The following is a 26824-nucleotide window of genomic DNA, read 5'->3' on the forward strand; positions in this document are numbered from 1 at the left end:
TCCTCTAACTATTTAGTTTTACCTAAGCTTAAACCGCAGCTGCGCCTGAAACGATCTCAGAAAGTTCTTGTGTAATCGCCGCTTGACGCGCTTTGTTATACACAAGTTCTAAGTCATCAATAATGTCACCAGCGTTATCTGTTGCTGATTTCATTGCAATCATTCGAGCCGCTTGCTCACAAGCAAGGTTCTCAACCACACCTTGGTACACTTGAGATTCGACATAGCGAACCAATAGTGCATCTAGTAGTGGTTTTGGCTCGGGCTCATAAATGTAGTCCCAAGAATGACTGCGTTTCATTTCTTCGCTGTCTGATTTAGGCAAAGGAAGTAATTGATCGATCGTTGGTTCTTGAACCATAGTGTTTTCAAACTTGTTGAACACTACGAACAGGCGATCTAATTCGCCTTCATCATATTTCTTCAGCATAACGCTTACAGAGCCAATCAAATCTTCAAGGCTTGGACGATCGCCCAGACCAGAAACTTGAGCTGCTACTTTCGCGCCGCTGTTGTTGAAAAATGCTGTCGCTTTTGAACCTACAATTGCAAGTTCAACGTCAGCACCTTTCTCAGACCAATCTTTCATGTCGTTCATGGCTTTTTTGAACAAGTTAATGTTCAAACCACCACAAAGACCACGGTCTGTAGAAACGATGATGTAACCAACACGTTTGGCTTCACGTTCCTCAAGATAAGGATGCTTATACTCGAGGCTACCATTAGCCAAATGACCGATCACTTTACGCATTGTTTCTGCATATGGACGAGTAGCTTCCATTGCGTCTTGAGAACGACGCATTTTTGAAGCTGCTACCATTTCCATTGCTTTCGTAATCTTCTGTGTGCTTTTAACACTACCGATTTTATTACGTATCTCTTTTGCGCCGGCCATCGTTACTCTCCGTTAATGGTATGAGGTGGCCCTAAGACCACCTACCAATTACCAGGTCTGGGTTGCCTTGAAATCGTCAACAAGCTTCTTCAGCTCAGCTTCGATTTCTTTATTGAAAGCACCCGTTGTGTCGATCTGTGTTGCTAGATCGGCATATTGACCACGAGCAAACGACAGTAAAGCAGCTTCAAAGTCTAGAACTTTAGAAAGTTCAACGTCTTGAAGGTATCCACGCTCTGCAGCGAAGATTACTAGAGCTTGGTCAAATACAGACATAGGAGCGTATTGCTTCTGCTTCATCAGTTCTGTAACTTTTTGACCGTGGTCTAGCTGCTTCTTAGTCGCTTCATCAAGATCCGAAGAGAACTGAGCAAATGCTGCAAGTTCACGGTATTGAGCTAGAGCAGTACGGATACCGCCAGATAGCTTCTTGATGATTTTAGTCTGCGCCGAACCACCTACACGAGAAACTGAGATACCTGGGTCAACAGCTGGACGTACGCCCGCGTTGAATAGCTCAGTTTGTAGGAAGATCTGACCATCAGTAATCGAGATTACGTTCGTTGGTACGAATGCAGATACGTCACCAGCTTGCGTTTCGATGATAGGTAGAGCGGTTAAAGAACCAGTCTTGCCTGTCACTTCACCGTTAGTGAATTTTTCTACGTATGCTTCGCTTACACGAGCAGCACGCTCTAGTAGACGAGAGTGAAGGTAGAAAACATCACCTGGGAACGCTTCACGACCTGGTGGACGCTTAAGTAGTAGCGAGATTTGACGGTAAGCTACAGCTTGCTTAGATAGATCATCATAAACAATCAGTGCATCTTCACCGCGATCACGGAAGTATTCGCCCATCGCACAACCAGCATACGGTGCAAGGTATTGCAGCGCTGCAGATTCAGAAGCAGATGCAACAACAACAACAGTGTTTGCTAGTGCGCCGTGCTCTTCTAGTTTGCGAACTACGTTAGCAATAGTCGACGCTTTTTGGCCGATAGCTACGTAGATAGAGAAAATACCAGAATCTTTTTGGTTAATAATCGCATCGATCGCCATTGCTGTTTTACCAGTCTGACGGTCACCGATTACTAGTTCACGTTGACCACGACCGATAGGGATCATTGAGTCAACAGACTTGTAACCAGTTTGAACAGGTTGATCTACCGATTTACGGTCGATTACACCTGGTGCGATAATTTCTACAGGCGAAGTCAATTTAGCTTCGATTGGACCTTTACCATCAATTGGCTCACCTAGCGTGTTTACAACACGACCAAGCATTTCAGGACCTACTGGTACTTCTAGAATACGACCAGTACCTGTAACTTTCATGCCTTCCTGTAGGTCAGCATACGGGCCCATTACAACAGCACCAACCGAATCACGGTTCAAGTTTAGTGCTAGAGCGTAACGGCCACCCGGTAGTTCGATCATTTCACCTTGCATCACGTCCGCTAGGCCGTGGATGCTAAGGATGCCATCGCTTACAGAAACGATAGTACCTTCATTGCGAGCTTCACTAACAACGTCGAAAGATTCAATACGTTGTTTAATTAGATCGCTAATTTCAGTGGAATTAAGTTGCATGCTCCAATCCCCATTAAGACTGCAATGCATCGCTCAGGCGGTCTAAACGACTGCGCGCTGAGTTATCGATGACTAGGTCTCCGGCTCGAATAATAACTCCACTAAGTAGAGTCTCATCTATACTGCAATTCAGCTGAACTTTGCGCGCTAAGCGCTGTTCCAATTTGCTGCTGATCTCTGCGCGTTGTTCTTCAGAAAGTTCAACCGCTGAAGTTACTTCAACGTCGATCTCTTTCTCATACTCTTTTTTGAGTATAAAGAACTCTTTACAAACATCAGGAAAAGCCATTAAGCGGCCATTCTCTGCCATCACTTTAATTAAGTTCTGACCGAATTCATCAAATTGTTCGCCACAAATTACAATGAATACTTCAGCTAATTTTTCAGCAGTCATAGAACCGCTTAATAAATTATGAACATCATCATTTTGTGCCACTTCGGCAGCAAAAGTAAGCATCTGACCCCATTGGTCTAGCTCACCTTTATCTACCGCAAAGTCAAACGCTGCTTTAGCATAGGGGCGTGCGATTGTAGTCAAATCAGACATATACAGCCCCTTGCTTTAAAGTTTTGCAGTAATGTTGTTAAGAAGATCATCGTGTACATCTTTATCGATTGTACGCTCAAGGATTTTCTCAGCACCAGCTATAGCCAGAGTTGCGACTTGTTTGCGCAGGTCATCACGGGCACGTGTACGCTCTGCTTCAATTTCTGCTTCAGCTTGCGCTAAGATTTTCTGGCGTTCTGCCTGAGCTTCTTCGCGTGCTTCATCAATAATCTGAGCTTTACGTTTGTTTGCCTGATCAATAACCTCAGTTGCAGTGCGCTTTGCTTCTTTCATTTGCTCAGAAGCGTTGGCTTGTGCCAGGTTCAAGTCTTTAGCAGCGCGTTCAGCGGCTACTAGACCGTCAGCAATTTTTTTCTGACGTTCTTCAATTGCTTGCATGATTGGTGGCCATACATATTTCATGCAGAACCAAACAAACAATGAAAAAGCAATTGCTTGACCTAACAGAGTTGCGTTCATATTCACAACAGCTACCCCTCGTTAAGAATCAACTACAAAAATTTAATTAACTATTGAGAGTTAATTAGCCTGCTAGTTGACCAACAAATGGGTTAGCAAACGTGAATAGTAGTGCGATTACGATACCGATCATTGGAACAGCATCCAGTAGACCAGCGATGATGAACATCTTAACTTGTAGCATTGGAGCCATTTCAGGTTGACGCGCAGCGCCTTCTAGGAATTTACCACCAAGAATAGCAAAACCAATTGCAGTACCTACGGCACAAAGACCAACAATAATAGCAACAGCGATTGCTGAAAAACTTAGTACAGTTTCCATTTACGTTCTCCGATTAACATTAATAGTTAGAATAAAGCTTAAAAATTTTTTTTAGTGATCACTATCTTCATGAGCCATTGATAAGTAAACGATTGTCAACATCATGAAAACAAACGCTTGAATCAAAATAACCAAGATATGGAAGATAGCCCAAGGTAGTGCACCTACCCATTGTAAGTACCACGGTAGCATTGCCGCGATAAGAATAAACACCACCTCACCCGCAAACATATTACCAAATAAACGCATACCTAGAGATAGTGGCTTCGCTAATAACGAAATTACCTCAAGTACCAAGTTAAATGGAATCATGATTGGGTGATTAAATGGATGCAGTGCCAATTCTTTAGCAAATCCGCCTAGACCTTTCACTTTGATGCTGTAGTAGATCATCAGAGCAAAAACACCTAAAGCCATTGCCATTGTTATATTTACATCAGCTGTAGGAACCACTTTCAAGTAAGGGATACCTAGCCAATGCTCTGCAGGATATGGTAAGAAATCGATAGGCACTAAGTCCATCAAGTTCATAATGATAATCCAGCAGAATATAGTCAGTGCTAGTGGGGCAATCAGAGGGTTGCGGCCATGGAAAGTTTCTTTAACGTTGTCACCAACGAATTCCACTACCATTTCAACAAAACACTGAAGCTTACCAGGTACACCTACTGTTGCTTTCTTTGCGACTGAGCGAAAAACCCAAAGGAATAACATCCCTGTCAACACCGAAAAAAACAGACTGTCTATATGTACGTTCCAGAAACTTGTCTCCTCTACAAGACCAAACTTAGCTAAAGAAAGGTTTTGTAAGTGGTGCTCAATGTATCCGGATGCTGTTGGCGCAGCCATAACTCATCCTATTTTTTATTGTTAATGAAAAGCACTGGCGCAAAGATATTAATACCTAGAACCAGTAAATAGGTCAGTTTGAGGGGAACTAATTCCACCTGCATATACATGTAGACAATAGAGAATAGTAGAACTGTGATAAGGATTTTTAGCGCTTCGCCTGCATAGAACGACGCCGCAACTAACTTAGTTGCGCGAGCTCCACTAAAAAGGAAAGCACACACACAAAAAACTGCATTTGCGATGACAAAAATACCGCCACCGATTAATGCAGCAAAACCCCAATCAGGATTAACAGCTAAACCTAACCCTATCGCCACTAATATAACCGCGCTAAGCTCGATCAATAACATTTGCTTTGCAAGCACTCGTCCTGGTCTTGCTAACGCCGCTACCATGTATTCGTTCCTCTTTTAAGCCTTCTTTACTACTCGCTTAAAAGCGTGCTGAGAAATTGGCGAAAATTATACGTTCAGCCAAATTGATTGCAATAACAACGCAGCAATCATTTACATTTTTGCATACAAACCGACAACTTTTGTACGAAATTACTTGTTTATTACATAATTGACCTAAATCAATTATCTCATCTAGTACTCTAGTTTAGCAATAAGTTGCTCTAATTTGTGAGGCTCATCAAGAGTAATTGTCACTTTTGACTTACCGCTAACAGAACGAGTAACTGAAACGTTTGCTTGCAATTTTTCCGTGAGTCTTCGTGAAAGTTCGATAGCTTCTGTGTCTTCAGGCTTCGATTCACCTTCAACGTCTGGTTTTAAGCACTTTTTGACAAGTTGCTCAGTTTGACGCACGGTCATTTTTTTGGTTGCCGCAGTGTTTGCTGCTTCAACCTGGGTATCACCTTCAAGCGCAAGCAGTGCTCGAGCATGCCCCATTTCCAGTTGTTTATTGGAAACTAAACCTTTTACTTCATTTTCGAGCTGATTTAGACGTAATAAGTTACTCACCGTTGCTCTCGATTTACCGATAACATCAGCGACTTGTTGGTGTGTCAGCTCAAATTCGTTCTGTAGGCGCTCTAGCGCTTGTGCTTCTTCGATAACATTCAGGTCTTCACGCTGAATATTCTCAATCAATGCCATCGCGATAGCGGCCTTGTCTTCAACTCTCTTGATCAGGCATGGCACTTGTTTAAGGCCAGCTTGACGAGCCGCTCTCCAACGACGTTCACCAGCAATAATCTCGAACTGGTCATGCGCCAATGGGCGAACTACGATCGGTTGGATAATGCCTTGAGATTGAATTGATGCAGCCAGTTCTTCTAGCGCTTCAGGCGCAATATCCTTACGCGGTTGATACACACCAGGCTTCAAGCAACCAACAGCCAGTTCGATAAGCTCACCATCAGCCGACAACGCCTGACTATGAGAAGCAACTTGCTGTTTTTCACGAGCCAATGAGCTAGTTGCAAGCAATGCATCTAGCCCTTTTCCTAAACCACGCTTAGACATTGAGCGAATTCCTTTGGTTGGACCTATACTGGGACTTCTTCACGACGCAACATTTCGCCTGCAAGAGCAAGATAAGCCTTAGCTCCTGCGGAATATTTGTCGTAGTACATTGCTGGCTTGCCGTGACTCGGGGCTTCTGCCAGACGCACATTTCTAGGGATCACAGTTCGGTAGACTTTGCTACCAAAGTGTTTTTTGAGTTGATCAGATACTTCGTTCGATAAGCGGTTGCGAGGATCGTACATAGTACGCAGAAGACCTTCGATCTTCAGGTTCTCATTTACAACAGCCGCTAGCTTACTGATGGTATCCATCAATGCAGTCAAACCTTCCAAAGCAAAGTATTCACATTGCATAGGAACCAATACGGAGTCGGCCGCAGCCATCGCGTTGATTGTAAGAAGGTTTAATGAGGGTGGGCAATCAATAAAGATGAAATCATAGTTATTGCGAATGGATTCGAGTGCGTTTTTTAAACGAACTTCTCGAGCAAACACTTCCATCAGCTTGATTTCTGCCGCAGTAACGTCGCCGTTCGCGGCGATGAGGTCATAATTACCAGATGTACTCCGGCAAACCACCTCATCAAATGGGGTGTCTTCAACCAACAAATCGTAAGCAGTTGCTTCAACTTGATACTTGTCGACACCGCTCGCCATAGTGGCATTACCTTGAGGATCGAGGTCAACAACCAATATCTTGCGTTTTGTTGCCGCCATTGATGCTGCTAAATTAATGCAAGTTGTTGTTTTTCCTACGCCACCCTTCTGGTTGGCAATTGCTACGATTCTACCCACTATGGCCTCGCTGATTATCCCTGACGCGATAAAGTAACTAGATGACGCTCTCCATCAAGCTCTGGCACTTGCAAAGCTTTAATGTCTGTCACTGAACACCATTCAGGTAACAGGTCGATTTCGTCTCTAGGATGTTGTCCCTTAAGAGCCAAAAATACACCGGATTGCTCTTTAGGTAAATGGTGACACCACTCTACCATGTCTGTCATTGACGCAAATGCACGACTGAGCACTGCATCAAACTTTTCTTCTGGTTGAAATTCTTCAACGCGACTTTGAACCGGTACCACGTTGTCGATACCCAGCTCATGAATCACCTGTTTGATAAAACGAATACGCTTACCTAGGCTGTCTAGCAAGTAAAACTCGCAGTCTGGATTCATGATTGAGAGCGGAATCCCAGGAAGACCAGGTCCCGTGCCCACATCGATAAAGCGCTTACCTTGTAAGTGAGTGCTAACAATGATGCTATCTAGGATATGTTTCACCATCATTTCTTGCGGGTCACGAACTGACGTTAGGTTATAAGCTTTGTTCCACTTGTTCAGTAGCTCAACGTAGCCAACCAACTGGCCACGTTGTTTTTCAGATACTTCAAGTTCAGTCTGGCCAATAAGGTGATCCAGTTTTTCGCGTAATGCGCTCATTATGCTTCCTCACCTTTTTTCAACAGGCCGTGTTTTTTCAAGTAAACCAACAGAATTGAGATTGCTGCAGGTGTGATACCTGAAATTCGCGAAGCAATACCAATTGAGTCAGGCTTAGCTGTCGTTAGTTTAAGAACCACTTCGTTAGAAAGTCCTTTTACCTTGCTGTAATCGATATCAGCAGGCAGTTTGGTGTTTTCATGACGCAGTGATTTTTCAATTTCGTCTTGTTGACGCTGAATGTAACCATCGTACTTCACTTGGATCTCAACTTGCTCAGACGCTTGTTGATCTTCCAGTGCAGGACCAAAACGATCCAATGCGGTTAGCTGTGAATAAGTCATTTCAGGGCGACGAAGAAGATCTTCACCACTCGCTTCACGAGACATTGGTGTTTTCAGAATTTGGTTCAGTTGATCAATATCTTCAGATTTTGGATTAATCCAAGTCTCTTTCAGACGTTGACGCTCCTTCTCCATGTTTTCCATCTTCTCGTTGAAACGAGCCCAACGAGCGTCATCAACAAGGCCAAGTTCACGCGACTTTTCAGTCAAGCGGATATCGGCGTTGTCTTCACGAAGCAGCAAACGGTATTCCGCGCGAGATGTAAACATGCGGTAAGGTTCTTTGGTACCCATGGTCGATAGGTCGTCAATAAGCACGCCCATGTAAGCTTGGTCACGACGTGGACTCCAGCCTTCTTTGCCTTGAGTAAACAAACTTGCATTCAGACCGGCCATCAAGCCTTGTGCAGCCGCTTCTTCATAGCCAGTGGTACCGTTGATTTGACCGGCAAAGAATAGACCTTTAATAAACTTAGTTTCGTAAGTCAGCTTAAGGTCGCGAGGATCAAAGAAATCGTACTCAATCGCATAGCCAGGGCGAACGATATGAGCATTTTCAAAGCCCTTCATCGAACGAACAATTTGAACCTGTACATCAAACGGCAGACTGGTAGAGATACCATTAGGGTATAGCTCGTGAGTCGTTAGACCTTCAGGCTCAATAAAAATTTGGTGACTGTTCTTGTCAGCAAAACGCATTACTTTGTCTTCAATCGAAGGACAGTAACGAGGGCCAATGCCTTCAATCACACCCGCGTACATAGGGCTGCGATCAAGGTTGGCACGAATTACGTCATGCGTATTTTCATTGGTATGCGTGATGTAACATGGAATCTGACGAGGTTGTTGAGCTCGGCTACCCATGAACGAGAAAACAGGCGTCGGGTTATCGCCGTGCTGAACCTCAAGCTCAGAAAAATCAACGCTACGTGCATCGATACGAGGAGGTGTACCTGTTTTCAGGCGATCAACTCGGAATGGAAGATCACGAAGACGGTCAGCCAGTGCGATCGATGGTGGATCACCAGCACGGCCACCTGAAGAACTTTCCATGCCAATATGGATCTTGCCGCCTAGGAATGTGCCCACAGTCAGAACCACAGCGCTTGCGCGGAACTTAAGGCCCATCTGCGTTACCACACCCACCACTTGATCCTGTTCAACGATCAAGTCATCAACCGACTGTTGGAACAAAGTTAGGTTTGGCGTGTTTTCAAGAACGTTACGAACAAAGGCTTTGTACAGTGCGCGGTCAGCTTGTGCACGAGTAGCACGAACCGCAGGGCCTTTTGATGCGTTCAATGTTCTGAACTGAATACCTGCATGATCAATAGCTTGCGCCATTAATCCACCCATTGCATCGACCTCTTTTACCAAGTGGCCCTTACCGATCCCGCCAATGGCTGGGTTACAAGACATTTGTCCTAGTGTATCGATATTATGAGTAAGTAATAACGTACTTTGACCAGTACGTGCAGATGCGAGTGCGGCTTCCGTTCCTGCATGGCCACCACCAACAACGATGACGTCAAATTTTTCGTGATAAAGCATGAACCGACCTCAGGTATTCAAACGTTTTCTAGATTGATAAAAAGGAGCGATATTCTACCTGTTTTCATAGCCTGAGAAAACGTTTTTGGGATTTTTCGAAAAAGCTGTTTTTAATTAATATAGATAAGATCTTTAAGGAGATCTTTTATTAGATCTATTATTAGGATCGAGGGTATCTGTGGATAAGTCGAAAATGATCAACGAGATCATGGATCTTTTTTGGATCAAATGATGTGATCTAACTTTGATCAGGATGAGGATTAGCTGGGATCAAAATGGCTACTTATTCACAGGAGGAAATTAGCCTAAAACTTGTTATTTGGATAACTATAGGTTAATCACCGTATATGTATGATCTTATCCACAGCAGAAATTGAAAATAGATCGCTAATTTTCGATGTTTTTGAAAAAAAGTTATTCACAATCGCGATGTTCAGAGACAAAAAAAGCGGCATAAGCCGCTTTTTGAGAGAAGAGAGAGGTTAAAACTGGTCGCTATGATCGTTGAACCAAGCTTCTGCTGCGTCTTCTGGTACCGGAGTTTCCAATACATCGATGGTAAAACAGTCAGAAATAGGCTGAGCACCGAGCTCTTTCATCTGGCTGTGGATTGATTTTCCCGCTAAACAGAAGGTATCGTAACTCGAATCACCAAGCGCCACGACAGCAAAGCGAACCTGGCTTAAATCTGGAGATTGCTGGGTCAATGCGTCGATAAACGGCTTAATATTATCTGGAAATTCACCCGCACCATGAGTTGAAGTCACCAGCAACCAAAAGCCTTGTTGGGGAATATCATCGAATTCAGGCTGATTATGAAGAGTGATCTCGTGGCCTTGCTCTTCAAGAAGATCATTAAGGTGATCGCCAACGTACTCTGCACCACCTAAGGTGCTGCCTGTAATAATGTGGATCATTAAGCTGTCCTTACTAAAGAAAAAGGCCAGCATGAGCCGGCCTTTAAAGGTTATTTACCAATACAGAAAGAGGTGAAGATACGGCCGAGTAGGTCATCGGAACTGAACTCACCAGTAATCTCGTTGAGGTGTTGCTGCGTTATACGTAGCTCCTCTGCCAAGATTTCACCTGCCATATAGCCTTCGAGCTGTTGCTGACCAATATCTAGGTGCTCAGATGCGCGTTCTAGGGCATCTAAGTGGCGACGACGTGCCATGAAGCCACCTTCATTGCCACCAGCAAAGCCCATGCAATCTTTTAAATGATTACGCAGTGCATCAACGCCTTGTCCCGTCTTTGCTGATAGTCGAATCAGAGTTGGATCATTAACATGGCAAATCCCGAGATCTTCACCAGTTTGATCGGCTTTGTTACGAATCACGGTCATTCCGATGTTATTCGGCAGACGATCAACGAAATCTGGCCAGATATCTTTCGGGTCGGTTGCGTCAGTAGTGGTGCCATCGACCATAAATAAAACGCGATCGGCTTGAGCAATTTCTTCCCAAGCGCGTTCAATACCGATTTTTTCGACTTCATCCGAGGCTTCACGCAGGCCTGCGGTATCAATAATGTGCAGTGGCATACCATCAATATGGATATGTTCACGCAGTACATCACGGGTGGTACCAGCAATATCAGTCACAATCGCGGAGTCTTTACCCGATAATGCATTCAGTAAGCTCGACTTACCGGCATTAGGACGACCTGCAATCACCACCTTCATACCTTCACGCATGATGGCACCTTGATTGGCTTCTTGGCGAACCGCTTCGAGGTTGTCGATGATAGCTTGTAAGTCAGCACTTACTTTACCGTCAGCAAGGAAATCAATCTCTTCTTCTGGGAAGTCGATAGCGGCTTCAACATAGATGCGTAAGTGAATCAGAGAGTCCACCAGCGTATTAATGCGTTTTGAGAACTCACCTTGCAACGATTGCAGAGCTGATTTCGCCGCTTCTTCTGAACTGGCATCAATGAGGTCAGCAATCGCTTCTGCTTGGGTTAAATCCATTTTGTCGTTTAAGAAGGCACGCTCCGAGAACTCACCTGGGCGTGCTGCGCGTAGCCCTGGAATCGCGAGGATACGCTTGATGAGCATATCCATTACCACAGGACCACCGTGGCCTTGTAGCTCTAATACGTCTTCACCGGTAAACGAGTGCGGGTTAGGAAAGTAAAGCGCGATGCCTTGGTCTAACTCTAAACCATCGTGAGATTTAAAAGGGGTGTACTCAGCGTAACGTGGTTTCAGTACTTTGCCGGTAACTTCAAGCGCAACTTGGGCTGCTTGTGGGCCTGAAACGCGAATAATACCGACGCCGCCACGGCCGGGTGCAGTCGCTTGAGCAACAATCGTATCTGTAGTCATAGTTGTGCCTGCTAGCATGTGAAAGCCAAAAAGGGGCGCTCACGATTAATCAATTAGCTGAATTGTAATCAGCTAAAAACAAAAAGGCGACCTTTTGGTCGCCTTTCTTTATCTCTTTCTATTATCGAACTTACTTAGAATGTAAGCCTTTCTTTTCCAGCGCGCGGTAGATAAGCGTTTGCTGAATCAGAGTTACGATGTTCGATACTAGCCAGTATAGAACCAGACCTGAAGGGAAGAACAGGAAGAAGAATGTGAACATAACCGGCATAAAGGTCATGATCTTCTGCTGCATAGGATCCGTTACAGTTGTCGGGCTCATCTTCTGGATTAAGAACATTGAAGCACCCATCAGAAGTGGCAAGATGTAGTATGGGTCTTGTGCTGAAAGGTCAGTAATCCAACCGAAGAACGGTGAGTGACGCAGTTCAACAGACTCCATTAGTGCCCAGTATAGCGAAATGAAGATAGGCATTTGCAGAAGGATAGGTAAACAGCCACCTAGTGGGTTTACTTTCTCTTTCTTGTAAAGCTCCATCATTTCTTGGCTCATGCGTTGACGGTCGTCGCCAATACGCTCACGCATTGCAGTCAGCTTAGGCTGAAGCATACGCATTTTCGCCATAGACGTGTACTGAGCTTTCGTTAGTGGGTACATAGCACCACGAACGATGAAAGTTAGACAGATGATTGCCAGACCCCAGTTCACAACGATGCCTTGAATGAACGAAAGCAGAGTATGAAGTGGTTTAGCAATGAACCATAACCAACCGTAGTCAACTACTAGGTCTAGGTTCGGTGCAACAGCAGCCATTTGATCTTGAAGTTTAGGACCAACCCAAAGCGTTGCTTTGAAGCTTGCTTCGTCGCCAGTAGCAATGGTCTTGTTCGGCATACGAACACCGATATCGCCAAGGTTACCTATTACACGAGTGTAAAGGTTGCTGCCTGCTTCGTCGCGTGGAATCCAAGCACTTGCAAAGTAGTGCTGAATCATCGCTGCCCACCCTTGACCGTTTGCTAGGTTAAGAGACAGGTTGCGATCTTGCATATCGTCGAAGCTGTATTTTTTGTAACGCGTATCTTCCGTAGAGTAAGCACCACCACGGTAAGTTGGCATTGTTAGGCTACCGCCGTCATCCATTACGTTCTGACGTAGGTGAGCGTACATGCCGAATGTCGCGTTGTTACCAGAGTTGTTGACTACATCGTATTCAACATCCATTGCGTAGCTGCCACGCTTAAGGATGAATGTTTTCGTGTAATCAAGGCCGTTCGCTTGGTAAGTCATCGGGATGCGTAGTTCATCCTGACCATCAGCAAGCGTGAAGCTGTCTGCTGAAACTGTGTAGCTTGGGCGGTTTGTGCTGCTTAAATCGATACCTTGAGGACCCACTAGACCGCTTTGTGCGATAAATTGGTGACCTGGTTCGTTTTTAAGAAGAACAAACGTATCTTCAGAATCGAACTCAGCAGAGTAATCGTTTAGGTTTGCTTTAACGACATCACCACCAACCGTATCAATTGACAGAGTCAGTACATCAGTTGTTACTGTGATAGTTTTAGCAGAAGAAGCAACTTGACCAGGAGCCGGGTCTAGATCATCTGCATAAGATGGCGCTGGTAGGGTGCTGCCAGATTGTGCCTGCTCAACCGCTTGTGGTGCTGGATTCTGAGCTACGTTCCATTGTTGGAACAGTAGGAAAGAAACCAAAGCCAATGCGATTAACAGGATATTACGTTGAGAATCCATCGTTATTTATCTCTGTCTTGTTTTTGGACTGGTGGAACGGGGTCAAAGCCCCCTTCGTTCAAAGGATGGCATTTTAATAGACGTTTGCCTGATAACCAACACCCTTTTACAAAACCGTGAGCTTTCAACGCTTCTATCGCATATAAAGAGCAGGTTGGAGTAAATCGGCAGCGTGGGCCGATGAGTGGACTAATAAACCATCTATAAAAATAGATGGGTATTAGCGCTATCCACGCGAAGGGCGAGACAGGCGAAGCCATAATTTGTCGAGTAGCTTGAACATTTCTTCATTGCTTAAATCTTGCGCGCTCTTCTTTGCGATTACAACAAAATCTTTGTTAGGAAGTTTGTGTTGAGTGTTACGAAAGCTTTCACGAGTAAGACGCTTGAATCGGTTACGACCCACGGCGGTTTTAATCTGCTTTTTCGGAACGGCTAATCCAAGGCGAGGATTTGAAAGAGAGTTATTTCGGGCAATGATGGTGAAATGAGGGGAGCCAGCTCGATGAGCTTGCTTGAAGACATTTTGATAATGTTCGGGAGTTAACAAGCGTAACTCCCGACCGAAGGCTAGCTTATTCAAAATAATCAAAGATTACTTAGAAAGACGCTTACGGCCTTTTGCACGACGTGCATTGATTGTTGCGCGACCGTTCTTAGTAGCCATGCGAGCACGGAAACCGTGAGTACGCTTACGCTTTAGAACTGTAGGTTGAAAAGTGCGTTTCATTGTAATTACCTTACTGATCAGTAGTTTTAGGTTTTTGTTAAACCCGGCGTGGGCATTTTTTCTCTTCTTTATATAAGAAAGGAAAACCGACGCCTCTCAACAAAGAGGCGGAATTGTAATCACTGTCACAAAAAGTGTCAATGATTGGGTTAACTAAAATTCCGGTCGGGGGATTATACGTAGAATAACTAAAATCACAAGGATCCTTAGTCGATCCCAACCTTATTTAAGAATTTTTTTAATTTAGGATCCTGTGGATTACCAAAAATATCCTGTGGAGATCCCTGCTCGACAATATGGCCGTCAGCCATGAAGATCACTCGGTCTGCGACCTCTCTAGCGAACTGCATTTCATGGGTAACCACCAGCATGGTTTGATGCTGATTTGCCAGTTTTTTCATTAGGTTAAGCACTTCGCCAACCCACTCAGGATCTAGCGCTGAAGTCGGCTCATCAAACAGTAAAAGCTCGGGTTGTAGTGCCATTGCACGGCCAATACCCACCCGTTGTTGCTGGCCACCAGAGAGCGCGGCTGGGTAGCTATCACCTTTGTCACCTAAGCCAATATCATCAAGTATTTGTTGTGCTTTTTCATGGGCTTGCTGCTTTTTCCAACCACGAACGGTAATTAAACCTTCAGCAATATTCTGTCTCGCGGTTTGGTGAGCAAACAGTGCATAGTTTTGGAACACAAAACCGGTCTTACGACGCAGTGCAAGCACCTCTGCCTTAGTGTGTTTCTGAGTATCAACCTTGATATCATCAATCGAAATTGTACCTTGATCGGCTTGCTCTAGAAAATTCACACTACGCAGTAGGGTAGACTTACCCGTACCACTTGAACCTATGATGACAATTATCTCACCTTGTTTGATTTCTAGGTCGATCCCTTTCAAAACTTCGGTGTCACCAAACTGCTTGTGGATATTTTGTAATTTGATCATCGTACATACGCCTTATTCAGTTTCACTTCGGCCCAAATTTGAATGCGAGTGAGGATAACCACCACGCCCCAGTAAATCAGCGCTACCGCTAAGAAAGCCTCGAAGAAGCGGAAACTTGAAGAAGCCTCCATCTGAGCTTTAGCCATGATTTCGGCGACACCTAAGGTGAAAGCAAGTGAAGTCGATTTGATCATGTCGATGAAGTAGTTCATCAATGACGGCAGTGCCACGCGAGTTGCTTGCGGCAAGATCACTCGGCGCATCGCTTGGCTGGTTGTCATACCGACCGAAAGGCTGGCTTCCATCTGGCTGCGATCAATACCGATAATCGCGGCACGAATACTTTCTGCCATATACGCGGCAAAGTGCAGGGTTAAGCCAATCACAGCGGCGCTGAAGGCATCCAACCCAACCATCCACGGGAAGACTTGTGGTAAGCCGTAATAAAGGAGGAACAGCTGCACCAACAGTGGGGTGCCTCGGAAGAAGCTAATGTACAGCTGGCTCAGTTGGTCGAGTACTGGGATTTTGAATACACGAATATTCGCCAGTATCAGAGACAGAATTAGAGCAAAGAACAAGCCCCAAGTCGCCATCTCCATCGTGGTGCCTAAATACTTCAGTAGTATCGGCAACAGCTCTAGCATGTAATTAAAGTCAAATCCCATAATCTATCTCGTATTTTTATTGGCAGTGTTGTTCTATATGTAAGTACTGTTCTATCAGGTTTTTTAATCAGTGCACAAAAGCAAAAAGCCCACCGCTGTATAAAGCAGTGGGCCTTGAATGGAGAAAGTGAGTAATTACTTCTGAGTAATGTCCGCACCAAACCATTTCTGAGAGATACTTTCTAGCGTACCATCTGCGCGCATTGCTGCTAATGCTTCATTTACTTCTGCTTGCAGTTTTTTGCCGTTATCGTTGTCGACGAAAGGCCAAGCGTTTTCAATTGTTTCGAATGGCTGACCCGCCAGTTGTAATGGTAGACCAGTCTTCTTGATAAGCTCTAGTGCTGAAAGGCGATCCATTACGAATGCATCCGCACGACCCAGTGCCACATCATGTTCAATACCCGTATCGTAGGTTTTTACATTGATCTTGCCATCTTTGTCGTAGCTGCGAAGCAGTTGTTCAAAGTTTGAGCCTAAGTTTACCGCAACCGTCTTGCCATCAAGGTCTTCGATACCTTTAATGCTGTCATTACCTTTACGAACGGTAATTTGTGCGCCGTCTACTACGTATGGGTCTGCGAATAGGTATTTCGCTTTACGTGCATCCGTCATTGTAATTTGGTTTGAAATGGTATCGATGCGACCCGTTTCAAGAAGACCAAACAGACCAGAGAAGTTTGCCGTTACGTATTCAACCTTGTAATCGTTACGCTTACCGATCTCATCCCATAAATCCACTTCAAAACCCTGTAATTGGTCTTGTTTAACGAACGTAAACGGGAAATAGCGACCAGACATGCCGACTTTAACTTCAGTCGCAGCTTGAACAGTAGCAGCAGAGAGTGCGATAGCCGCAATTGCAGCCTTAATCCAGTTATTCATTTGGTAACTCCTTATATTTATGGGTTTGGATGTTACTGGGAAAATGCTCACTAGAATAAATAACCAGATGTTATTAACCATAACCAGATTGAATTCCCGATTTGGGGATAACTAGCAAGGATCCGGGCATAAGTGGATCATTGTGTGAGTAAATTAGGGGCAAGATGTGTGGATCCACCGATAAATTACAAATTTATTGTGAATAACTTGGATCTTATTCACTGGATCTGTGATCAATTGCTGGTGATCTGACTTATCAACAGGTAAAATTAGCGGTCATTTCATATTACTTTAAATAGAGTGAGGGCACCGTGTCATCTTCGCTTTGGTTGCAGTGTTTGCAACAGCTTCAAGAAGAGTTACCAGCTACAGAATTCAGTATGTGGGTTCGTCCGTTACAAGCGGAACTCAATGACAATACTCTAACTCTATTTGCACCGAACCGTTTCGTACTCGATTGGGTTCGTGATAAGTATCTAAATAGCATTAACCGTCTGCTGCAAGAATATTGCGGTAACGATATCCCACATCTTCATTTTGAAGTGGGAAGCAAGCGTGTGATTGCACCAAAGCCTGCGACACCGGCACCAACTCAGACTCGTACTGCAGCTGATGTGGCCGCTGAGTCATCAGCACCTGCGCAATTACAAGCTCGCAAGCCTGTCCATAATATCTGGCGTGATGAAGAGCCTGTCGCGGTTGACTTGAATCACCGCTCAAACGTGAACCCAAAACATAAGTTCAATAACTTTGTTGAAGGTAAGTCGAACCAACTCGGTTTGGCTGCGGCACGTCAGGTTTCTGATAACCCAGGTACAGCCTACAACCCGTTGTTCCTATACGGCGGCACTGGTTTAGGTAAAACGCACTTGTTGCATGCGGTGGGTAACGCCATTGTTGATAATAAGCCGAATGCTAAAGTGGTTTACATGCACTCAGAGCGTTTTGTTCAGGATATGGTAAAGGCCCTACAAAACAACGCGATCGAAGAATTTAAGCGCTACTACCGTAGTGTTGATGCATTGCTTATCGATGACATCCAATTCTTTGCTAATAAAGAGCGTTCTCAAGAAGAGTTCTTCCATACCTTTAACGCGCTGCTTGAAGGCAACCAGCAGATCATCCTAACGTCTGACCGTTATCCAAAAGAGATCAACGGGGTAGAGGATCGTCTTAAATCTCGCTTCGGCTGGGGTTTGACGGTCGCGATTGAGCCACCAGAGCTTGAGACGCGTGTTGCGATCTTAATGAAGAAAGCCGAAGACCACCAAATTCACCTTGCGGATGAAGTAGCGTTCTTTATTGCGAAGCGTCTACGCTCTAATGTTCGTGAGCTGGAAGGCGCATTGAACCGTGTAATTGCGAATGCAAACTTCACTGGCCGCCCGATCACGATCGACTTCGTGCGTGAAGCACTGCGTGACCTGCTTGCACTGCAAGAAAAACTGGTCACTATTGATAACATTCAAAAGACAGTAGCCGAGTACTACAAAATCAAAGTCGCTGATCTATTGTCTAAGCGTCGTTCTCGTTCTGTTGCTCGTCCACGTCAATTGGCGATGGCACTGGCGAAAGAGCTAACAAACCACAGCTTGCCTGAGATTGGCGATGCATTCGGTGGTCGTGACCACACGACGGTACTGCATGCTTGTCGTAAGATTGCTCAGCTGCGTGAAGAGAGCCACGACATTAAAGAAGATTATTCGAACTTGATTCGTACCCTTTCTTCTTAATACACAGTATTCTTAACCTTAATAAGCAGAATCTTGGCCACGTACTATTACGCAGTGCCATTTAGACCGTAAGAGCAAGATATGAAATTTACCATTGAACGTAGTCATCTGATTAAGCCATTACAACAAGTATCTGGCGCACTCGGTGGCAGGCCAACGCTTCCAATTCTAGGAAACCTACTGATTAAAGTAGAAGATAACGTGTTGTCGATGACAGCGACGGATCTAGAAGTTGAACTGATCAGCCGTGTAACGCTTGAAGGTGATTTCGAAGCGGGCAGCATTACCGTACCTTCACGTAAATTCCTAGATATCTGCCGTGGATTGCCAGATAACTCAGTGATCACTGTGGTATTGGATGGTGATCGTATTCAGGTTCGCTCTGGTCGTAGCCGCTTCTCATTAGCAACATTACCTGCGGCAGATTTTCCAAATATTGAAGACTGGAGCAGTGAAGTTGAAGTGTCAGTGACACAAGCTGAACTTCGCGGTCTTATCGAGAAAACACAATTCTCAATGGCGAACCAAGATGTTCGTTACTACCTCAACGGTATGTTGTTTGAGATTGAAGGTTCTATCCTGCGCAGCGTGGCGACCGATGGTCACCGTATGGCAGTATCTCAAGCACAACTGGGTGCGGATTTTGCTCAGAAGCAGATCATTGTTCCTCGTAAAGGTGTTCAAGAGCTAGTGAAGCTATTGGATGCACCTGAACAGCCAGTAACACTGCAAATTGGTAACTCTAACGTGCGAGCTGAAGTGAACAACTATGTCTTCACTTCTAAGCTGGTTGATGGTCGTTTCCCTGATTATCGCCGCGTAATGCCGCAAAATACCACCAAGACACTTGAAGCTGGCTGTGATGAATTACGTTCAGCATTTTCTCGAGCTGCGATTCTGTCGAACGAAAAATTCCGTGGTGTTCGCGTTAACCTTGCGGATAGCGAGATGCGTATTACCGCGAACAACCCAGAGCAAGAAGAAGCGGAAGAAGTACTCGATGTTAACTTCGACGGTGACGCATTAGAGATTGGCTTCAACGTAAGCTATGTATTGGATGTTCTGAACACACTGCGTTGTGAACAAGTTCGCATCTCAATGTCAGACGCCAATGCGAGTGCTCTTATTGAGAATGCACAAGATGACAGCGCGATGTACGTTGTTATGCCAATTCGCTTATAAGCTGCCCTATGTTGACCTACCGAGTCGTGATTGAAGATTAATATGAAGACGTTATGCCTTTATCGCGCTTAATCGTTAAGCAATTTAGAAATATTGAAGCCTGTGACATTCAACCGTCATCAGGCTTTAACTTTCTTATAGGGGCTAACGGAAGCGGCAAAACCAGCGTCCTTGAAGCGGTGTATCTGCTCGGACACGGTCGCTCATTCAAGAGTTCACTTACCGGTCGTATCATACAAAACGAGTGTAGTGAGCTGTTTGTACATGGCCGTTTTATGACCTCGGATCAATTTGAGCTGCCAATTGGCATTAATAAGCAGCGCGATGGCACGACAGAGGTTAAAATAAGCGGTCAAACTGGGCAAAAGTTGGCTCAGTTAGCTCAAGTATTACCTTTGCAGTTGATTCACCCTGAAGGGTTTGATTTACTAACCGATGGACCTAAGCATCGCCGATCATTCATTGATTGGGGAGTCTTCCACAGTGAGTCGGGCTTTTATGATGCGTGGGGCAGGGTAAAGCGCCTCAATAAGCAGCGAAACGCCTTATTGAAAACGGCAACGCACTATCGAGAGCTGAGCTATTGGGACCAAGAATTGGCCCGTTTAGCAGAAAGCATCAGTCAGTGGCGTGCCACCTACGTTGATCAGCTCAAAGAAGTCGCCGAAGAAATATGTGCGACCTTCCTTCCTGAGTTTGAGATAAAGATTAACTACTATCGTGGCTGGGACAAAGACACTCCGTACGCCGAGATATTAGAAAAGAATTTTGAAAGGGATCAGCAGCTTGGTTACACCTTTAGTGGGCCAAACAAAGCGGATCTGAAGATAAAAGTGAACGGCACTCCAGTGGAAGATGTCTTGTCACGAGGTCAATTGAAGTTGATGGTGTGCGCGCTACGAGTAGCACAAGGGCAACACCTCACTCAAATGACAGGTAAGCAGTGCATCTATTTGATAGATGACTTCGCTTCCGAATTAGATAGCCAACGCCGAGCACGTCTTGCTGAGTGTTTAAAGGCGACCCAGGCTCAAGTTTTTGTAAGCTCTATTACCGCTGATCAGATTGCAGATATGCATGACGAAAATAGCAGGATGTTTCATGTGGAACATGGCAAAATAGAGCAAGGATAATTAGTCAGAGAGTAACTATGTCAGATAATTACGATTCATCGAGTATTAAAGTACTGAAGGGTCTGGATGCGGTACGTAAGCGTCCTGGAATGTACATTGGCGACACGGATGATGGTACCGGTCTGCACCACATGGTTTTTGAGGTGGTAGATAACTCTATTGATGAAGCGCTAGCTGGTCACTGTAATGACATCATTGTAACTATCCATGAAGATAGTTCTGTGTCTGTAAGCGATGACGGCCGTGGTATTCCAACAGAATTGCACCCAGAAGAAAACGTATCAGCAGCAGAAGTAATCATGACGGTTCTTCACGCTGGTGGTAAGTTCGATGATAACTCGTACAAGGTATCTGGTGGTCTGCACGGTGTTGGTGTTTCAGTAGTTAACGCACTTTCTAAGCAAGTTACTCTTACTATCCACCGCGGTGGCAAAATCCACACTCAAACCTACAGCCACGGTGAGCCTCAAGCGCCACTAGCGGTTATCGGTGACACGGATAAAACAGGTACAGAGATTCGTTTCTGGCCGAGTGAAGAAACCTTCACTAACATCGAGTTCCATTACGATATTTTAGCTAAGCGTCTACGCGAGCTATCATTCTTGAACTCAGGTGTGTCAATTAAGCTAATTGACGAGCGCGAAGAAGACAAAATGGATCACTTCGAATACGAAGGCGGTATCCAAGCGTTTGTTGAACACCTTAATACCAACAAAACGCCAATCATCCAAAAAATCTTCCACTTTAACTCTGAGCGCGAAGACGGTATTACCGTTGAAGTTGCGATGCAGTGGAATGATGGCTACCAAGAAAACATCTACTGTTTCACCAACAACATCCCTCAACGCGATGGTGGTGCTCACTTAGCTGGTTTCCGTGCGGCGCTAACGCGTACTCTGAACAGCTTCATGGACAAGGAAGGCTTCTCTAAGAAAGCGAAGACTGCGACCTCTGGTGATGATGCTCGTGAAGGTCTGACGGCAATTGTTTCTGTTAAAGTGCCTGATCCTAAGTTCTCAAGCCAAACTAAAGATAAGCTGGTTTCTTCAGAAGTGAAGTCTGCCGTTGAATCTACAATGGGTGAGAAGCTGTCTGAGTTCCTTATTGAGAACCCAGGTGAAGCGAAAACAGTTTGTTCTAAAATTATTGATGCAGCACGTGCTCGTGATGCAGCGCGTAAAGCTCGTGAAATGACTCGTCGTAAAGGCGCATTAGATTTAGCGGGTCTTCCTGGTAAGCTTGCTGACTGTCAGGAAAAAGATCCTGCACTGTCTGAACTATATATTGTGGAAGGAGACTCTGCTGGCGGTTCAGCTAAGCAGGGGCGTAACCGTAAGAACCAAGCAATCCTACCGCTGAAAGGTAAAATCCTTAACGTAGAGAAAGCACGTTTCGATAAAATGCTGTCTTCTCAAGAAGTCGCAACGCTAATCACAGCTCTTGGTTGTGGTATTGGCCGTGACGAATACAACCCAGATAAACTGCGTTACCACAACATCATCATCATGACCGATGCCGATGTCGATGGTTCTCACATCCGTACTCTTCTACTGACGTTCTTCTACCGTCAAATGCCAGAGCTGATTGAACGTGGTTACATCTACATTGCTCAACCGCCACTTTACAAAGTGAAGAAAGGTAAGCAAGAGCAGTACATTAAAGATGAAGATGCGATGAACCAGTATCAAGTATCTTTGGCTTTAGACAATGCAGAACTGCACGTAAACCCTGAAGCGCCAGCATTTGCAGGTGAAGGTTTAGAGAAGCTTGTTCAGCAATACAATGCAGGCATCAAGCTTGTTGATCGTATGAGCCGCCGTTACCCACGCGCATTGGTTCACGAACTGATTTACGTTCCTCGTCTAACGGCTGAGCAGTGTCACGATGACGCGGCAGTTGAAGCTTGGGGTAAGCAGCTTGTTGAGCAGCTAAACGCGAAAGAAGTAGGTGCGAGCCAATACAGCCTTGAAGTTGAAAAACACGAAGAGCTAGGCTTAAGCGTTCCTAAGATTGTGGTTCGTACTCATGGTGTGACTCATGAGCACCTTCTGAGCATCGATCTTATTAACTCTAAAGAGTTTGGTAAGCTAGCGGACCTTTCTGAAGCACTTGATGGCTTGATTGAAGAAGGCGCTTACATTAAGCGTGGTGAGCGTACTCAAGAAGTTTCTAGCTTCGTCGATGCTCTGAACTGGTTAGTGAAAGAGTCTCGTCGTGGTCTAAGCCTACAGCGATACAAAGGTCTAGGTGAGATGAACCCTGATCAACTTTGGGAAACCACAATGGATCCTGAAACTCGCCGTATGATGCAAGTAACAATTGAAGATGCTGTTGGTGCTGATCTGTTGTTTACGACGCTAATGGGTGACCAAGTTGAACCTCGCCGTAACTTCATCGAAGAGAACGCATTGAAGGTTGCTAACCTTGATGTATAGATTTCTTTAGTAATAAAGAAACTCAAAATGATAAAGCACTGCCCACAGGCGGTGCTTTTTTATGCCTGTTCGATATGGCGACCAGCCGTTGCGAGGAAGTACTTTCCGGATAAAAGTCCTACTTCGTAGTCATGTTCAAGTGCATGCTGTGGACTTCCCAGCAATGTAGAGTGCAGCGCTTTGTCTGGGTGAATCTCATAGATAGTGGCGTCTTCTGGCGGGTTACTCAGAAAGTCTTGTGTCGCGCGGTAATGGGCTTCGTGTTTGAGTAACAGCTCAATCATCGCTTTAGCTTTTGTTTTCCCTAACAACTTACTGTATTTGCACATCCAGCGGTGATCAAAAGACGTTGAGATAGGTACTGTCCGAATCACCACAATATGTTTATAACCCCGCTTATAGGCTTCTTGTGCTGGGATCGGAGCAGCAATGCCACCATCAAGCCACTCTTCATCATTTGCTTGAATTGCCTTTGGGCTGATAAAGGGAACGGCACATGAGGCTTTGAGAGCGTCCTGCCAAGCGTGTGAGTCTAAGTCAAAATAGGCTGGCTCGTGACGAGTCGCGTGGGACGCACAGGCAAGCACCTGACAACTTTTCATATTGTCATGACCTAACTGCCAGTTGAGCGGCAAGCTTGTTTCGGTTTGCTCAAGTAACCAATCTAGGTCTAATCCTTTCTTTTGCAGTAAGAACTTATAGGTATCAAAGAATTCAGGGCTGGCTGTTGCTTCTGTGATGACGCGATAAGCATGGCGATGTTGGCCGCATATATAGGATGCTAGGTTAAGAGAACCCGCTGATGTGCCAATCATCAATGAAAACGGATTAAAGCCTTGTTCGAGAAAGGCATCCAACACGCCCGCTGTGAAAATTCCGCGCTGGCCGCCGCCTTCCGTTACCAGAGCCACCTTATCGATGTGGATATCTAGGTGCGCCAAGGCATCGTAGGAGTGGAGTGCGTAAGAAATATGCGTAGAAGACATCAGAATTGCCACCAAAAGCGATAAAAAAGGATTCAACCTGATTAGGATATGACCAATGGTGGTTAATTAAAATTAAGTAATATTTATACAGCGTTTGGTTTTTCTTAACTAAAAGTTGAATCAAGCTGCTTGAAAAGCGCTTTGTGGCACCACATATCTATTTATGAAGAGGATGACTGTCTTGCTCAAAAGAGAAGAAACAGAACCTTCATTACCGCTAACGAAGTATCGCTCAATAGAGGATAGCTTTGGCAGCACACAACTTAAAAATTGATTCATTGCCATGTCCCAGCGTTGTCGCCAATAGAGGTGAAACCCGAGGAATGCGAATTGAATCTCTTAGCTGTTTACTGGATCACACACAGGTTCGATCTAAGTAAAATTCGCAGCTAAGACTATTGCTTACTAAAAGGATAGCATTATGAGAACTGTAGATTTCACTCCACTTTACCGCAACGCAATCGGCTTCGATCGTCTATTCAACATGATGGAAGCGAACACATCGAAGAACTCTTCTGGCGGTTACCCTCCATACAACATCGAGCAAAAAGACGAGAACAACTACCGTATTACTATGGCAGTCGCTGGTTTTGCTGATGACCAATTAGACCTGACTCAGAAAGAGAACATGCTAATTGTGAAAGGTGAGCGTAAAGCTGAAGCAGAGAAAACCTTCGTATACCAAGGTATCGCAGAGCGCGATTTCGAGCGTAAATTCCAACTGGCTGACTACGTAAAAGTGGTAGGCGCAAGCATGGAAAATGGTCTTCTTCACATCGACCTAGAACGCGAAATCCCAGAAGCGATGCAACCACGTAAGATTGCTATTAATGGTAATAGTCTACTAGAAGGCTAATACCCGTCATACTTGAAGCTACAGCGTTGTTGACGTCGTAAATCCCCCCTAATCACATAGGTTCCCTATGCTCATAGGGCTGAATTTTCTAGTCGCCTAGCTGAACCCTCAATTATTTAGGGTATTCAAGTGACAAACATCATCGGGAAGTAAAAGTGAAAGAGCACCTCATGAGGTGCTCTTTTTGTATTTGACCTACGGTAAGCTAAAAGCTCTTATTACTGCTCTGAGTAAGCCTTTTTCACTTCTTCAGCAATGATAGCAATACCTTTCTGCATCGCTTCATCGTCTTGTACGTAGTTCATACGCAAGCACTGGTGAGCATGATCCCACTCGTCTTCTTGACCGATAAAGAAGTATTCACCCGGAACAATCAATACGCCGCGAGCTTTAAGGCGGTCGTACAATTCCATTGTGGTGATCGGCAACTCATCAAACCATAGCCATAAGAAGATAGCGCCTTCAGGTTTGTGAATGCGGAAGCGTGGGTCATCGATAGCCTCTTGTAGCAGTTCAACTGCACGTAGCGATTTTTCTTTGTAGAAAGGTTTGATCACCTCACTGCTCAAGCGTAGTAAATCGCCTTTTTCAATCATGTGATTGGCAATCGCAGGGCCGACGCTGTTTGGCGCTAAGCTGATGATGCCATTCATGTTGGTCAATGCTTGTGTTACTTCTTCACTCGCAATTACGATACCGCAACGCACACCCGGCAAACCAAGCTTAGAAAGGCTCATGCACAGAATCGTATTTTCATTCCAGAACGGTTCGACATCTTCAAAGATGATATTTGGAAACGGCAGGCCGTAAGCATTGTCGATCAGCAGTGGGATGTTGTTTTCACGCGCCAGTTTATCCAATTTACGTACTTCTTCGTCGGTCAGTACGTTACCCGTTGGGTTGGTTGGACGAGATGCACAGATAGCCGCGACTGAGTCATCAACCTTGAGTTGTTCAAAATCGACGTGATATTTGAACTGGCGGTTTTCTAGCAGCTCGATCTCTGGGTGGTAAGAGATAAAGATATCGTCATTAATACCCGCGTCGCCGTAGCCGATGTATTCAGGTGCGATCGGCAGTAGGATCTTCTTGTGTGAGCCGTCAGGCTGTTGGCCTGCTAGCAGGTTGAATAGGTAGAAGAAGCCACTTTGACTGCCATTAGTCAGGCTGATGTTCTTCTCGCTGATGTCCCAACCATAGGTCTCTTTCAGCATTGCCGCTAACGATTTGATGAAGCTGTCTTTACCTTGCGGACCATCGTAGTTGGCGAGGGCGGCGATGAGTTCTCCACTGGCGAGCATGTCGGCACTGGCTTGGTTAAAGTAATCGAGCATGGTAGGGATAGCGGCTGGGTTGCCACCACCGAGCATGATAGCGCCAGGAGTGCGCAGGCCATCATTCAAATCATCCATTAAACGAGTGATTCCAGAGTATCGATTAAACTTTTCGCCAAACTTAGAGAACTGCATTACTAATTTTACCTAATTCATTGTGATTGCTTGTTACGTGTCATTAAGGCAGACCTTATGTCTGCCATCAGTGTATTCCTTGAACATACCGCAATGTTTTTGCGACGCATAGCGCCAAATGCTCTAACACGTAAAAAACTTTTCTTGTCTCCTGGGTCAATAACCATCTCAAACTGAACTCAAACTGAATAGAACGGCAGTAAACGGGAAAGCAACGTGAAGTTGGT

The 26824-nt window shown here is 45.0% G+C and carries 27 protein-coding genes; 5 read left to right on the forward strand and 22 right to left on the reverse strand.

Translation table 11 applies throughout. The features are described 5' to 3' along the window. Positions 1 to 28 precede the first annotated feature (28 nt). From atpG to MSG34_RS22600, 20 genes are all read right to left on the reverse strand, one after another. Positions 29 to 895, reverse strand: coding sequence for a F0F1 ATP synthase subunit gamma (gene atpG, locus MSG34_RS22505; protein ID WP_016794171.1), 867 nt, complete (start codon positions 893 to 895; stop codon positions 29 to 31). A 48-nt stretch (positions 896 to 943) separates the two neighbouring features. Continuing rightward, complete coding sequence (atpA, locus tag MSG34_RS22510) at positions 944 to 2485, reverse strand: F0F1 ATP synthase subunit alpha (protein WP_010433235.1); 1542 nt, start codon at positions 2483 to 2485, stop codon at positions 944 to 946. A 13-nt stretch (positions 2486 to 2498) separates the two neighbouring features. Then, on the reverse strand, positions 2499 to 3032 hold the full coding sequence (gene atpH, locus MSG34_RS22515; RefSeq protein ID WP_009848122.1) for a F0F1 ATP synthase subunit delta: 534 nt from the start codon (positions 3030 to 3032) through the stop codon (positions 2499 to 2501). A 15-nt stretch (positions 3033 to 3047) separates the two neighbouring features. Beyond that, positions 3048 to 3518: a F0F1 ATP synthase subunit B gene (gene atpF, locus MSG34_RS22520; protein WP_010433231.1), complete on the reverse strand. Its 471-nt coding sequence runs from the start codon at positions 3516 to 3518 to the stop codon at positions 3048 to 3050. Positions 3519 to 3576: 58 nt separating this feature from the next. Beyond that, the gene (gene atpE, locus MSG34_RS22525; RefSeq protein ID WP_004411110.1) at positions 3577 to 3834 is read right to left on the reverse strand and encodes a F0F1 ATP synthase subunit C; all 258 of its coding nucleotides are present in this window, start codon (positions 3832 to 3834) and stop codon (positions 3577 to 3579) included. Between the two features lie 51 nt (positions 3835 to 3885). Then, the gene (atpB, locus tag MSG34_RS22530; RefSeq protein WP_009848124.1) at positions 3886 to 4683 is read right to left on the reverse strand and encodes a F0F1 ATP synthase subunit A; all 798 of its coding nucleotides are present in this window, start codon (positions 4681 to 4683) and stop codon (positions 3886 to 3888) included. Between the two features lie 8 nt (positions 4684 to 4691). Next, positions 4692 to 5081 carry a F0F1 ATP synthase subunit I gene (locus tag MSG34_RS22535; RefSeq protein WP_017058798.1) on the reverse strand — a complete coding sequence of 130 codons (390 nt, stop codon included), beginning with the start codon at positions 5079 to 5081 and terminating at the stop codon, positions 4692 to 4694. A gap of 192 nt (positions 5082 to 5273) precedes the next feature. Then, the gene (locus MSG34_RS22540) at positions 5274 to 6155 is read right to left on the reverse strand and encodes a ParB/RepB/Spo0J family partition protein (RefSeq protein ID WP_048611230.1); all 882 of its coding nucleotides are present in this window, start codon (positions 6153 to 6155) and stop codon (positions 5274 to 5276) included. A gap of 23 nt (positions 6156 to 6178) precedes the next feature. Then, complete coding sequence (locus MSG34_RS22545; protein ID WP_019825554.1) at positions 6179 to 6952, reverse strand: ParA family protein; 774 nt, start codon at positions 6950 to 6952, stop codon at positions 6179 to 6181. Positions 6953 to 6966: 14 nt separating this feature from the next. Beyond that, a complete protein-coding gene (gene rsmG / locus MSG34_RS22550; protein ID WP_017058801.1) occupies positions 6967 to 7599 on the reverse strand; it encodes a 16S rRNA (guanine(527)-N(7))-methyltransferase RsmG in 633 nt (210 codons plus the stop codon). Next, positions 7599 to 9494, reverse strand: coding sequence for a tRNA uridine-5-carboxymethylaminomethyl(34) synthesis enzyme MnmG (gene mnmG, locus MSG34_RS22555; protein ID WP_017058802.1), 1896 nt, complete (start codon positions 9492 to 9494; stop codon positions 7599 to 7601). The genes rsmG and mnmG overlap by 1 nt, the downstream gene beginning before the upstream one ends. A gap of 482 nt (positions 9495 to 9976) precedes the next feature. Further along, positions 9977 to 10411 (reverse strand): FMN-binding protein MioC, encoded by a 435-nt coding sequence (gene mioC, locus MSG34_RS22560; RefSeq protein WP_048611234.1) that lies wholly within the window; start codon positions 10409 to 10411, stop codon positions 9977 to 9979. 50 nt (positions 10412 to 10461) lie between these two features. Beyond that, entirely contained in the window at positions 10462 to 11823 is a 1362-nt protein-coding gene (gene mnmE / locus MSG34_RS22565) for a tRNA uridine-5-carboxymethylaminomethyl(34) synthesis GTPase MnmE (protein ID WP_029235098.1), read from the reverse strand. 130 nt (positions 11824 to 11953) lie between these two features. Beyond that, positions 11954 to 13576 (reverse strand): membrane protein insertase YidC, encoded by a 1623-nt coding sequence (yidC, locus tag MSG34_RS22570; RefSeq protein ID WP_048610831.1) that lies wholly within the window; start codon positions 13574 to 13576, stop codon positions 11954 to 11956. A 2-nt stretch (positions 13577 to 13578) separates the two neighbouring features. Next, positions 13579 to 13836 (reverse strand): membrane protein insertion efficiency factor YidD, encoded by a 258-nt coding sequence (gene yidD / locus MSG34_RS22575; protein WP_004735802.1) that lies wholly within the window; start codon positions 13834 to 13836, stop codon positions 13579 to 13581. After that, a complete protein-coding gene (gene rnpA, locus MSG34_RS22580) occupies positions 13803 to 14126 on the reverse strand; it encodes a ribonuclease P protein component (protein WP_017055478.1) in 324 nt (107 codons plus the stop codon). The genes yidD and rnpA overlap by 34 nt, the downstream gene beginning before the upstream one ends. Positions 14127 to 14171: 45 nt before the next feature. Next, a complete protein-coding gene (gene rpmH / locus MSG34_RS22585) occupies positions 14172 to 14306 on the reverse strand; it encodes a 50S ribosomal protein L34 (RefSeq protein WP_004735800.1) in 135 nt (44 codons plus the stop codon). 206 nt (positions 14307 to 14512) lie between these two features. Next, positions 14513 to 15250, reverse strand: a complete 738-nt coding sequence (locus MSG34_RS22590) for an amino acid ABC transporter ATP-binding protein (protein WP_248339459.1) — start codon at positions 15248 to 15250, stop codon at positions 14513 to 14515. Further along, entirely contained in the window at positions 15247 to 15918 is a 672-nt protein-coding gene (locus MSG34_RS22595; protein WP_009848134.1) for an amino acid ABC transporter permease, read from the reverse strand. Before MSG34_RS22595 ends, MSG34_RS22590 begins: the two co-directional genes overlap by 4 nt. Positions 15919 to 16053: 135 nt before the next feature. Continuing rightward, positions 16054 to 16803, reverse strand: coding sequence for an amino acid ABC transporter substrate-binding protein (locus MSG34_RS22600; protein ID WP_009848135.1), 750 nt, complete (start codon positions 16801 to 16803; stop codon positions 16054 to 16056). Between the two features lie 311 nt (positions 16804 to 17114). Here MSG34_RS22600 and dnaA point away from each other — a divergent pair, with 311 nt between their 5' ends. From dnaA to gyrB, 4 genes are all read left to right on the forward strand, one after another. Further along, positions 17115 to 18536 carry a chromosomal replication initiator protein DnaA gene (dnaA, locus tag MSG34_RS22605; RefSeq protein ID WP_019825569.1) on the forward strand — a complete coding sequence of 474 codons (1422 nt, stop codon included), beginning with the start codon at positions 17115 to 17117 and terminating at the stop codon, positions 18534 to 18536. Between the two features lie 81 nt (positions 18537 to 18617). Further along, positions 18618 to 19718 carry a DNA polymerase III subunit beta gene (dnaN, locus tag MSG34_RS22610; RefSeq protein WP_017058809.1) on the forward strand — a complete coding sequence of 367 codons (1101 nt, stop codon included), beginning with the start codon at positions 18618 to 18620 and terminating at the stop codon, positions 19716 to 19718. A 53-nt stretch (positions 19719 to 19771) separates the two neighbouring features. Then, positions 19772 to 20851, forward strand: a complete 1080-nt coding sequence (recF, locus tag MSG34_RS22615; protein ID WP_248339461.1) for a DNA replication/repair protein RecF — start codon at positions 19772 to 19774, stop codon at positions 20849 to 20851. Positions 20852 to 20868: 17 nt separating this feature from the next. Beyond that, a complete protein-coding gene (gene gyrB, locus MSG34_RS22620) occupies positions 20869 to 23286 on the forward strand; it encodes a DNA topoisomerase (ATP-hydrolyzing) subunit B (protein WP_017058811.1) in 2418 nt (805 codons plus the stop codon). 59 nt (positions 23287 to 23345) lie between these two features. Here gyrB and MSG34_RS22625 read toward each other — a convergent pair whose 3' ends face one another. Further along, the gene (locus MSG34_RS22625) at positions 23346 to 24272 is read right to left on the reverse strand and encodes a patatin family protein (protein ID WP_048611242.1); all 927 of its coding nucleotides are present in this window, start codon (positions 24270 to 24272) and stop codon (positions 23346 to 23348) included. A gap of 421 nt (positions 24273 to 24693) precedes the next feature. Here MSG34_RS22625 and MSG34_RS22630 point away from each other — a divergent pair, with 421 nt between their 5' ends. Further along, positions 24694 to 25128, forward strand: coding sequence for an Hsp20 family protein (locus tag MSG34_RS22630; RefSeq protein WP_009848140.1), 435 nt, complete (start codon positions 24694 to 24696; stop codon positions 25126 to 25128). Positions 25129 to 25346: 218 nt separating this feature from the next. On the opposite strand, the gene MSG34_RS22635 is transcribed toward MSG34_RS22630, so the two are convergent. Then, positions 25347 to 26597, reverse strand: coding sequence for a valine--pyruvate transaminase (locus MSG34_RS22635; protein ID WP_248339463.1), 1251 nt, complete (start codon positions 26595 to 26597; stop codon positions 25347 to 25349). Positions 26598 to 26824 lie beyond the last annotated feature (227 nt).

Origin of the sequence: Vibrio sp. 1CM2L (assembly GCF_023161695.1) — a bacterium.
Lineage (GTDB): Bacteria > Pseudomonadota > Gammaproteobacteria > Enterobacterales > Vibrionaceae > Vibrio > Vibrio coralliirubri.

Bases quoted from the DNA above. Each gene is read 5' to 3' on its own strand.
- MSG34_RS22595 (WP_009848134.1), bottom strand. From the start codon at position 15,918: ATGGGATTTGACTTTAATTACATGCTAGAGCTGTTGCCGATACTACTG.
- MSG34_RS22600 (WP_009848135.1), bottom strand. From the start codon at position 16,803: ATGAATAACTGGATTAAGGCTGCAATTGCGGCTATCGCACTCTCTGCT.
- gyrB (WP_017058811.1), top strand. From the start codon at position 20,869: ATGTCAGATAATTACGATTCATCGAGTATTAAAGTACTGAAGGGTCTG.
- dnaN (WP_017058809.1), top strand. From the start codon at position 18,618: ATGAAATTTACCATTGAACGTAGTCATCTGATTAAGCCATTACAACAA.
- atpE (WP_004411110.1), bottom strand. From the start codon at position 3,834: ATGGAAACTGTACTAAGTTTTTCAGCAATCGCTGTTGCTATTATTGTT.
- atpA (WP_010433235.1), bottom strand. From the start codon at position 2,485: ATGCAACTTAATTCCACTGAAATTAGCGATCTAATTAAACAACGTATT.
- yidC (WP_048610831.1), bottom strand. From the start codon at position 13,576: ATGGATTCTCAACGTAATATCCTGTTAATCGCATTGGCTTTGGTTTCT.
- atpG (WP_016794171.1), bottom strand. From the start codon at position 895: ATGGCCGGCGCAAAAGAGATACGTAATAAAATCGGTAGTGTTAAAAGC.
- MSG34_RS22625 (WP_048611242.1), bottom strand. From the start codon at position 24,272: ATGTCTTCTACGCATATTTCTTACGCACTCCACTCCTACGATGCCTTG.
- mnmG (WP_017058802.1), bottom strand. From the start codon at position 9,494: ATGCTTTATCACGAAAAATTTGACGTCATCGTTGTTGGTGGTGGCCAT.
- mioC (WP_048611234.1), bottom strand. From the start codon at position 10,411: ATGATCCACATTATTACAGGCAGCACCTTAGGTGGTGCAGAGTACGTT.
- recF (WP_248339461.1), top strand. From the start codon at position 19,772: ATGCCTTTATCGCGCTTAATCGTTAAGCAATTTAGAAATATTGAAGCC.
- mnmE (WP_029235098.1), bottom strand. From the start codon at position 11,823: ATGACTACAGATACGATTGTTGCTCAAGCGACTGCACCCGGCCGTGGC.
- MSG34_RS22635 (WP_248339463.1), bottom strand. From the start codon at position 26,597: ATGCAGTTCTCTAAGTTTGGCGAAAAGTTTAATCGATACTCTGGAATC.
- atpB (WP_009848124.1), bottom strand. From the start codon at position 4,683: ATGGCTGCGCCAACAGCATCCGGATACATTGAGCACCACTTACAAAAC.
- rpmH (WP_004735800.1), bottom strand. From the start codon at position 14,306: ATGAAACGCACTTTTCAACCTACAGTTCTAAAGCGTAAGCGTACTCAC.
- MSG34_RS22630 (WP_009848140.1), top strand. From the start codon at position 24,694: ATGAGAACTGTAGATTTCACTCCACTTTACCGCAACGCAATCGGCTTC.
- yidD (WP_004735802.1), bottom strand. From the start codon at position 13,836: ATGGCTTCGCCTGTCTCGCCCTTCGCGTGGATAGCGCTAATACCCATC.
- rsmG (WP_017058801.1), bottom strand. From the start codon at position 7,599: ATGAGCGCATTACGCGAAAAACTGGATCACCTTATTGGCCAGACTGAA.
- MSG34_RS22590 (WP_248339459.1), bottom strand. From the start codon at position 15,250: ATGATCAAATTACAAAATATCCACAAGCAGTTTGGTGACACCGAAGTT.
- MSG34_RS22540 (WP_048611230.1), bottom strand. From the start codon at position 6,155: ATGTCTAAGCGTGGTTTAGGAAAAGGGCTAGATGCATTGCTTGCAACT.
- atpH (WP_009848122.1), bottom strand. From the start codon at position 3,032: ATGTCTGATTTGACTACAATCGCACGCCCCTATGCTAAAGCAGCGTTT.
- MSG34_RS22535 (WP_017058798.1), bottom strand. From the start codon at position 5,081: ATGGTAGCGGCGTTAGCAAGACCAGGACGAGTGCTTGCAAAGCAAATG.